We start from the raw sequence: 6,631 nt of genomic DNA, 5'->3' as shown, positions 1-6,631 counted from the left end.
GCCTTCGGGCCGCCACCGCAACCCAGTCTGCCAGCAGTGCGCCAGGCCATCCTTGACCGCATGTCTCGTTCACCCCCGACACAATGCCCTCATTGCGGATGGACACTCAAAAGACATCCTAACTCTATTCTGCCAAAGTAGTGCTAGGCTCAGGACTCATAGCCAGAACATGACGGTTGCAGCGAGGCAGATGGCTGAGAAGAAGACGGTCGGGCATCTGTCATAGCGGGTTGCGACCCGCCGCCAGTCCTTGAGGCGACCGAACATGATTTCGATGCTGTTGCGACGTTTGTATCTTCTCTTGTCATATTTGACTGGTTTTCCGCGGGATCTCCGTCCCGGAATGCAGGGCCTGATCCCTTTTCCCTCCAGGGCATCCCTGAACCAGTCAGCATCATAACCCCGGTCCGCCAGCATCCATTGTGCCATGGGCAGGCTGTCCAGCAAGGCAGAGGCTCCGGTGTAATCACTGACCTGTCCTGCTGTCATGAAGAAGCTCAGCGGTCGTCCGTTCTGATCGGTGATCGCATGCAGCTTCGTGTTCATGCCACCTTTTGTCCGTCCGATCAGTCGCCCTGGATCCCCTTTTTTAGCCGCAGGCTCGAAGCCGTGCGGTGCGCCTTGAGATACGTCGCATCAATCATAATCGTCTGGGGCTCTGCCTTTCCGGCAGCCAGACCGTCCATCATCCGGGAAAAGATCCCCATGGCACCCCAGCGCTTCCAGCGGTTGTACAGTGTCTTATGTGGACCGTATTCCCGGGGCGCATCACGCCAGCGCAAGCCATTACGGTTCACAAAAATGATCCCGCTCAACACTCGACGGTCATCAACACGAGGTTTGCCGTGGCTCTTGGGAAAGAATGGTCGCAGGCGCTCCATCTGATCGTCCGTCAGCCAAAACAGGTCGCTCATCTTCAGTCTCCTTGCAGAGCCTGAATCAAAATTCCCTACAAAAATCAATGGGTCCTGAGCCTAAGGTCGTACGAATATTGGTGTAACTGTGACTGTCTCCCAATTTGTCTACATCAACGCCAAGCTCAGCTTTCAGCTGCGACTTAACGACCTTACCTCTTTCAACCGCCCGCTCGCGGAGCAGTTTAATGTACTCGGCTCGCCCCTCGAAGTCGTCGCGACGGATATGCTCATGGCATGATGACTTCGACAGAGCGTTTTGCACATAGGTCCCGAGCTGAGCGGGTGACATTGGCAGTGGCGCATACATGATCGGGTGGTCTGGATCGACTCCAGAAGTACCGTTCGCCCACTGCCAGCTAATGACGCATTTCTTGTGTAACATAATACTAATTTGCTGGTTCAGAGTGGGTGGTTTGTGAGGATGAAAGCGGTTCAGTATGGGGCTGGCGGCAGGCCTTGCGACGACATCGAACATGGTAAGGTTCATGAGGCGGCTCTGAACCCAGGTCCTGTTCTCTCGACGATAGGCGATTATTCCCATCGGAGGGGTATTCTTTCCGTGATTAGGTCACGTTGACAAAAGATCTGATCCAGAGCCTTGCTGCGGCGATATTGAGGAAACTCATGAAGGACAGGGCGGTCTTGTCGTATCGGGTCGCGATACGGCGCATCTGCTTGAGGTGATTGAACAGCCGCTCGATGCGGTTGCGCTCCCTGTAAATCAGCAGATTCTGGCGGAAGCTGTCGCTGTCATAGCCCCGATCAGCCAGCATGGCCCTGGGGTTCGGAGCCGGAAGTGCCATCAGAGCATTGACGGCTTTATAGTCCGAGACTTGCCCGCCGGTGAGGACAAAGCCAAGAGGACGTCCCTGATTGTCGCATCGGGCGTGGATTTTGCTCGTAAAGCCGCCGCGTGACCGGCCAAAAGCCTCCGAATGAGCCCCCCTTTTGCCCCGGTGGCTTGTGAATGGACACGCACCACGGTGCTGTCGAGCATATGCTGCCAGTCATCGGTCAGCCCCAGCTCTACCAGGGTTTGCAGCAGGGCATCCCAGACACCCTGTTCGGCCCAACGGCGAAACCGGACATAAACCGAGTTCCATTTGCCGTAGCGTTCATGCATGTCACGCCAGGGGCATCCAGTGCGTAGGATGTGCAGCATACCATTGAGAAAACGGCGGTTATCTCCAGACGGGCGCGCCCAACGTCCACGCTCAGAAGGCAGAAGCGGACCAATTATCGCCCATTCCTGATCCGTCAGATCGCCTCGTGCCATGCCTGTTCTCCCTGCTCCTTATCCCATAGGCAGCAAGTGAATCAGATCTCAGGCTGATCGTATAGATCTTTTGTCAACGTGACCTAAGCAAAAGTGGCGTTCAGCCCCCATCAGAGTGTTTTATTCGGCTCTCAACAGTAATCGCTAAAAACGTATCCGCTTTTGGAGCGGAAAATCGAAACAGAGATATAGACGTAAGCAACCTGTCTGCTACTGTTTTTTGAACAACAGGCAGTTTAGCAGAGAAGATGATCGGTCCGTCACGGGATGTGACCGATAAGCCGTGTGCATCCGATCATTAACAGTGTCGTAAGTTTTATTGCGTCCTACTCGAAAGCGATTTGTGATTGGCGTGCTTTTTAGAAATTATCTGTCATGAAGCGTTTTTTCATGGCGGTGAGAAACATCCTAACGTTAACGGACTGGCGCTCTCTGGGAGGAAACAGCATGAAAACAGGTAATGCGGACGTAGGAATATCTGCCAGAACTCTGCAAAGCTGTTTTTTTTCGATAGAATCATGGGTTTGGTACGACAAGACTCTGGTAATACCTAGGCCTTCTTTGGCAGCCGAAAGGGCCGCGTCTATACTATTGACGTAGAGCCGAGGTGAAATTCTGACTGAAGGTTCATTCTTTCCGCCCAGTCGCCATGCCGAATGTCCAGTCGCATACTCATCGATATCGATGAGACTGTGCGCCGCGAGATCCTCAAGGCTCTGTGGCTCTCCATGCTGTGCCAGATAAGCTGGGCTGGCGACAAAGACTTTCCGGACCTCGCCGATTTTCTGCATTTTCAAGGCACTATCCTGCGGTGGGGCAATCCGGATGGCGAGATCGATCCCTTCCTCCACAAGATGAACAACACGGTCTGTCAGGAAGAGCCGTATGGTCAATTGTGGCCAGGCTTTCAAAAGGTCCGTGACAACGGGAAGAACATGTAGCCGCCCGAAAACAACCGGTGCGGTAATCGATAATACCCCCTGCGGCTCCGTCCCCGCGCCTCGTGCAACAGCGACCGCATCATCCAGGTCGGAAATCGCCGCACGACACCGGACCAGAAACTCCGCCCCTTCCTTCGTCAGATGAACAGAGCGCGTTGTACGGTTGAACAGGCAGAGCCCGAGGGTAGTTTCCAGGTTTCTGATCGTCCGGGTCACTGTGGTGGCGGAGAGGCCTAGTTTCCGGGAAGCTCCGACAAAGCTGACCTGATCGGCCACGGCCAGGAAGATCCGTAATGTCTGAAGGTCGATCAGAGATCTCTCCTGCAACTCAGTAGATTATAAGCGTAAACCGCAATAGTGAAGTGCATTTTTGAGAGATTATCGCACACCTCATCCCGTGGAAAGACAATGCTCCTGTTCAGTCGTTCTTTCGGGAGTTCCCATGAAACTCTACTATCATCCTCTTTCGGGACATGCGCATCGAGCGCATCTCTTTCTCTCTCTTGCTGGCCTGCCTCATGAGTTGAAGCCTGTTGACCTTGCCGCAAGTGAGCAGAAGACTGCGAAATTCCTGGAGCTGAATGCATTCGGGGAAATTCCCGTCCTGGAAGATGGCGGGATCACTATTCCGGATTCCAATGCCATCCTTGTGTATGCGGCACGGAAAGTCGGTCCGTCTCATTGGCTGCCGGAGGACACCGTGACAGAGGCCGAAGTCCAGCGCTGGCTGTCGGTGGCGGCGGGAAAGATTGCGTATGGATGCTGCGCCGCACGTCTAGTGACGGTTTTTGGCGTCCATTTTGATGTGGCAGAGGTTATTCAACGCGCTCATGACACGCTCAAAGTGATCGAGCAGGCCCTGAAGGCTAGAACCTGGATCGCAGGAACCCAACAGCCCACGATCGCGGATGTCGCTCTCTACAGCTATATCGCAAGAGCACCGGAGGGAAATGTTGATCTATCGGGATACGACGCGATTGCTGTCTGGTTGCAGCGCTTAGAAAGTCTGAGGGGATTTGTCCCGTTCCAGAAAACCGTGGTGGGCCTGGAAAGAGGAGACGGGCAATGAACTTCGCGCACCTGACGTTCGATCATGTTGGCATTCGCGTGACCGATCTGGAAGTTTCTGAACGGTTTTATGCCAAATTCGGCTTCATCCGCGATCCGGAAGAGTTCGCTCCGGCCGTGAAAGCCTGTGGCCTACGCCACCCATCCGGACTTCGTATCCATCTCATTTTCAATGGTGTGCCAGACCCAGCCGGGAATGTTCTTATGGACGTTCCCATCAAACGTCCGGGCTACACGCACGCGGCGTTCATTGTTGAGAGCGTGGCAGATCTGGTGCGCTGGCTGGAACAGGAACAGATCGCCATCACGGAAGGGCCAGTCCAGATGGGACATGACAGACGCATTGTCTGTTTCATCCGTGATCCGGACCGGAACGTCCTCGAGTTCAACGAAATCCTCAAGTGAACAATCTTTGTAGGCCATGACGCGCGTCCGCTTTGCGGAAGCTGACACAGCCCCGATAACGTCGATAAAGTAGGCGCAAGCAGCTGGTCCGCTTACGCCCTCATCCTCGACATACAAGGCGCGATAAAGATTTCCAAAACCGGACATGTGCGCGTGGCAAGTCCGACATACTCGCGTATGCCGTCACCGTTGTTCCCGTCTGCCAGTAATTTCCGCTCATGTGCCTCACGATGCTGCGCATATTGGTAATTATACTGTAGCAAAATGAACCGACATCTCTGGACAAACACCTGAGCGAGCGCATGGTTAAGTGGTTCAACTTGATGGAATGATGCCCCGCATGCGCCGCTGATTGACGGCGCGCTTCATCACACCTCAACGCCAGATCAGTCCTGCGCGGCACGACGATCAAATGCGGCGCGGGCCTGTTCAAGGGCGGGCCGGTTCTCGCGTGCCCAACTTGCCAGGGCTGCCAGAGGTCCTGTCAGGCTTTGCCCCAATGGGGTCAGACAGTACTCAACCTTCGGCGGGACGGTAGCATAGGCTTTGCGAGCCACCAGTCCATCGCGCTCGAGCCCGCGCAGAGTGATGGTCAGCATCCGGTGCGAGATGCCGGGGACGCGGTGCTTCAACGCATTGAAACGATGGGTGCCTTCTGAGAGATGGCCACAGACCATAACCGTCCACTTGTCGCCAATGCGTGCAATCACCTCTGCCAGGCCGCGACATTCCGCTTCTATATTTTCCATTGCTACTCCTTGGGGCGACAGGAACCTGGGTGTTCTTGACGCATGAATTCATGCGTACTTGTTAGCTTATAGGAACAAATTTATCCTAAGGAACCATAAATAACCATGGAATCTGATGATGAAAATAGGTGTAAGCGGTGCCAGCGGTCAGCTCGGTAGCGCAGTTGTTCAGGCGTTGGCGGAAACGGTTGCGGCCGAAAATTTGGTGGCGATTTCGCGCACCCCCAAGACCGATCTAACCTACGCAGGTCGCTTGGGCGACTATGACCAATCCGAGACATTGGTGGCGGCCTATCAGGGCTTGGATCGCCTGCTGTTGATTCCAGGGGCTGATCTGCGGCCGGGGATTCGTTCGCGCCAGATGTTGGCGGCCGTGGATGCCGCTGCACAGGCCCAAGTCGGTCACGTCTTCCTGTTGTCGGCAACCGGGACGCAGCGTGAGGGGGAGGCCGCCGTTGGCGCGGCGTATTGGCACAGTGAGCAGGCGTTGATCAAGAGCGCGATCCCCGCATGGACGATACTGCGTATGAGCTATTTTTCCGAGACGCTGGTCGAAGAGGTGCGGATGTCTTTGACGGCAGGCGGGCTTGCGGCGCTTGAGGACAGCCGCGTCAGTTTCGTTTCGCGCGGCGATGTGGCCAAAGCTGCCGCCGCCGCATTGACCAGCGAAGGCCACGAGGGCGCCATATATCAGCTGACAGGCCCTGAAACCCTGCGCGGTAAAGCGGTGTGCAGGCTGGTCGCGCAGCACATCCAGCGGCCGTTTGTCTTGAACGTGATGCGCGCCGAGGTGTTGCGAGCCGGGTTGCTCAAAACGGGTCTGCATGAGGTTGTGGCCGATGCCGTGGTATCGATAAAGACGCGGCAGGCGCGTGGCGCCTACGACATCGTCAGCGGTGACATCGTGCGTTTGACCGGAGGCACGCCATGTTCCCTGGCCGAGATTCTGGCGAGTACCGCCGGAGGACTGGGGCAGTCGTAGCCCCGCACTTGCTGGGTGCTTTGCTGCGCCAGTCGACGAACGCCCCGCACCACCGGTGCAAGCCTAACGCAATGCACTCCAGCGCGATACGAGGGTTTATATCGCTTGGGCGGGCGTGCCAGCCTTAGGCGTTTGGTACCGCGGTTTGATGGTTTGGATTGATGATGAATCTTTCTGGCTCTGAAGTCCAGATTTTGCAGATGTATTCGTAAGGGGTAAGGCCACTGAGGGTCTTGAGTCTTCGCCCGAAATTATAGGCTGCCATGAAGTCGTTGAGGTGTGTCCTYAAYTGC

General features: G+C 55.5%; 9 protein-coding genes and 1 pseudogene. 3 read left to right on the top strand and 7 right to left on the bottom strand.

Features of this window, described 5'->3' with window-relative positions:
• Positions 1-156 precede the first annotated feature (156 nt).
• The 5 genes from KP705_RS15135 to KP705_RS15115 all read right to left on the bottom strand — a co-directional run bounded on the left by KP705_RS15135 (position 157) and on the right by KP705_RS15115 (position 3,461).
• A protein-coding gene (locus KP705_RS15135; protein ID WP_100225173.1) for an IS5 family transposase occupies positions 157-914 on the bottom strand; the annotation gives its coding sequence in 2 pieces (ribosomal slippage) (positions 157-593 and positions 593-914; 759 coding nt in all).
• 25 nt (positions 915-939) lie between these two features.
• Positions 940-1,392 carry a hypothetical protein gene (locus KP705_RS15130; protein ID WP_224777938.1) on the bottom strand — a complete coding sequence of 151 codons (453 nt, stop codon included), beginning with the start codon at positions 1,390-1,392 and terminating at the stop codon, positions 940-942.
• An 88-nt stretch (positions 1,393-1,480) separates the two neighbouring features.
• Complete coding sequence (locus KP705_RS20240) at positions 1,481-1,810, bottom strand: transposase (RefSeq protein WP_308267624.1); 330 nt, start codon at positions 1,808-1,810, stop codon at positions 1,481-1,483.
• A complete protein-coding gene (locus KP705_RS20235; RefSeq protein WP_015074876.1) occupies positions 1,720-2,193 on the bottom strand; it encodes an IS5 family transposase in 474 nt (157 codons plus the stop codon). The genes KP705_RS20240 and KP705_RS20235 overlap by 91 nt, the downstream gene beginning before the upstream one ends.
• Positions 2,194-2,552: 359 nt before the next feature.
• The gene (locus tag KP705_RS15115) at positions 2,553-3,461 is read right to left on the bottom strand and encodes a LysR family transcriptional regulator (RefSeq protein WP_015074875.1); all 909 of its coding nucleotides are present in this window, start codon (positions 3,459-3,461) and stop codon (positions 2,553-2,555) included.
• A 115-nt stretch (positions 3,462-3,576) separates the two neighbouring features.
• Here KP705_RS15115 and KP705_RS15110 point away from each other — a divergent pair, with 115 nt between their 5' ends.
• Positions 3,577-4,203, top strand: a complete 627-nt coding sequence (locus KP705_RS15110) for a glutathione S-transferase family protein (RefSeq protein WP_015074874.1) — start codon at positions 3,577-3,579, stop codon at positions 4,201-4,203.
• The gene (locus KP705_RS15105) at positions 4,200-4,607 is read left to right on the top strand and encodes a VOC family protein (RefSeq protein ID WP_015074873.1); all 408 of its coding nucleotides are present in this window, start codon (positions 4,200-4,202) and stop codon (positions 4,605-4,607) included. The genes KP705_RS15110 and KP705_RS15105 overlap by 4 nt, the downstream gene beginning before the upstream one ends.
• Before the next feature lie 386 nt (positions 4,608-4,993).
• On the opposite strand, the gene KP705_RS15100 is transcribed toward KP705_RS15105, so the two are convergent.
• Positions 4,994-5,356 carry a helix-turn-helix domain-containing protein gene (locus KP705_RS15100; RefSeq protein WP_015074872.1) on the bottom strand — a complete coding sequence of 121 codons (363 nt, stop codon included), beginning with the start codon at positions 5,354-5,356 and terminating at the stop codon, positions 4,994-4,996.
• A 115-nt stretch (positions 5,357-5,471) separates the two neighbouring features.
• Between KP705_RS15100 and KP705_RS15095 the strand changes: the two genes are divergently transcribed.
• Entirely contained in the window at positions 5,472-6,338 is an 867-nt protein-coding gene (locus KP705_RS15095; protein WP_016738640.1) for an NAD(P)H-binding protein, read from the top strand.
• A gap of 124 nt (positions 6,339-6,462) precedes the next feature.
• Here the strand turns inward: KP705_RS15095 and KP705_RS15090 are convergent.
• Positions 6,463-6,631: pseudogene (locus tag KP705_RS15090) on the bottom strand (IS481 family transposase); the annotation flags it as partial.

It is taken from the genome of Gluconobacter sp. P1D12_c (genome assembly GCF_018812105.1).
Taxonomy (GTDB): Bacteria; Pseudomonadota; Alphaproteobacteria; order Acetobacterales; family Acetobacteraceae; genus Gluconobacter; species Gluconobacter oxydans_A.
This window is presented reverse-complemented; position numbering and strand designations above follow the sequence as displayed.

Coding starts and splice junctions, on each gene's coding strand:
- KP705_RS15130 (WP_224777938.1), bottom strand. CDS start 1,392: ATGTTCGATGTCGTCGCAAGGCCTGCCGCCAGCCCCATACTGAACCGC.
- KP705_RS20235 (WP_015074876.1), bottom strand. CDS start 2,193: ATGGCACGAGGCGATCTGACGGATCAGGAATGGGCGATAATTGGTCCG.
- KP705_RS15110 (WP_015074874.1), top strand. CDS start 3,577: ATGAAACTCTACTATCATCCTCTTTCGGGACATGCGCATCGAGCGCAT.
- KP705_RS15105 (WP_015074873.1), top strand. CDS start 4,200: ATGAACTTCGCGCACCTGACGTTCGATCATGTTGGCATTCGCGTGACC.
- KP705_RS15100 (WP_015074872.1), bottom strand. CDS start 5,356: ATGGAAAATATAGAAGCGGAATGTCGCGGCCTGGCAGAGGTGATTGCA.
- KP705_RS15095 (WP_016738640.1), top strand. CDS start 5,472: ATGATGAAAATAGGTGTAAGCGGTGCCAGCGGTCAGCTCGGTAGCGCA.